This is a genomic window from Thermogutta sp. (genome assembly GCF_014359955.1).
Lineage (GTDB): Bacteria > Planctomycetota > Planctomycetia > Pirellulales > Thermoguttaceae > Thermogutta.
In genome coordinates, this window is the sequence record NZ_JACIYL010001001.1 from 1 (window position 1) to 1,374 (window position 1,374).

2 protein-coding genes are annotated in these 1,374 nt (G+C 49.0%); both read right to left on the minus strand.

Going from position 1 to position 1,374, the window contains the following annotated elements; translation table 11 throughout:
• Positions 1–278 precede the first annotated feature (278 nt).
• Complete coding sequence (locus H5U08_RS18900; protein WP_297036742.1) at positions 279–413, minus strand: hypothetical protein; 135 nt, start codon at positions 411–413, stop codon at positions 279–281.
• Between the two features lie 6 nt (positions 414–419).
• A partial coding sequence (locus H5U08_RS18905) for a hypothetical protein (RefSeq protein WP_297036745.1) occupies positions 420–1,374 on the minus strand: 955 nt, incomplete at its 5' end.

Sequence of the window (1,374 nt, forward strand, 5' to 3'; positions counted from 1 at the left end):
TGAATATTTACCTTCATCGTCATGTGTTATTCCGCAGGATACAGGCGATAAAGGCGACTTAGAGCGCTGACACTGCGCGCCCACGGGGTGATTAAGCGATAAAGAGGGCAGAATAGAGAATTTAGGTGAAGCTCAATCCGGGATAAATGTCTGCTCATCCGGCTTAAAAACCATTGCCAAGTGTCAAAGAGGCAGAAATCAATCGAAATCGCCTTTTGTTCAGAGGTTCCATAAGTATCGAACGCATTAATTCATTGAACGGGCAGAGCCATGGCAAATCATTCCGCGAGTGACATGCCGGGAACTGTTTCTCCCGTCAGCATGCCTGTTCCCATCGTGGGGTTTATCTGGCTCACGGTCGGCCTGTGTTTCTTTTCTGCCACGTGGATGTTTTTTTCCGTCGGTTCAGTCATTGAAGATTATTCTCTCCTGGTCACTGCGATTACCGTGGTCAGCATCGGCCTACCCGTTTTTTTGGCAATCGAAATCTGCATGAGCTCCTTATAAATTCGACACGACAGCAAAAACTCGTCTCCATCTTTAACCGCACGACGGAGCACAAAAAAGGAGTTGGCACCGATTTCTTCGTGGTCAACTGTAACCTGATTCCCTGGGCGAGCTTCGGAAATGTCCGGCGGTTTCCAGAAATCGAGGCTGAGAGAGCGGGCCAGTTTGTCCACGTGGCTTCGAAGCCTTTCCAACTGTTCCCCGGTGTGTTCTTCCAAGCCACTTTTGTCGAGTTGAGATCCTTCTTCGGGAAATGTGTCGGTGAACTTCTCATACAGCTCAAGAAACCACTTTACCCAAATGTCGCGGGGATCCAGGCGTTTATTGGATGGGATTTCTGTAAAGCGTTCCGCAGCGTTTTCGACGAGATCCCGGAGAAAATCGAAATCGGGAGTTGTATTGACGATTTCGCGGATGGCTACGAAATCCTCGGGCGGTTTTCCTACAGAGACTCGGAGTTTTAAGGTGACGATTCGCTTGGTATTGTCGATGAAATCGATAAGCGGCGTAATATAGCCCATGGGCTGGGCGTCGTCAAATTCGTACTTTTCGATACTCTTCCTGGCGTTCTCTGAAAGATCACGGAAAAACTGGGTGAGACCATAATCTTCCGGGTGGATGGCCCAGCCGCGGGTCCGGACATAGTCACGAAATAGAGAAAATAAGTCTGAAGCGAGCGATGGATTGTTATGTCTTACAGTGATGATATGTTCAAGGATCTGTGTGACGTCCTGGCCTGTAAGGGGGTTCTCATTATGACCGGTGAGAAACGCGTAGGATTCTCGACGGAACAGGCTTCGGCATAGCCCGACAAGGTCACCAGGCAGTAATGTTTTATTGTGCTTCGATTTCTCATAGAGGTCCCAG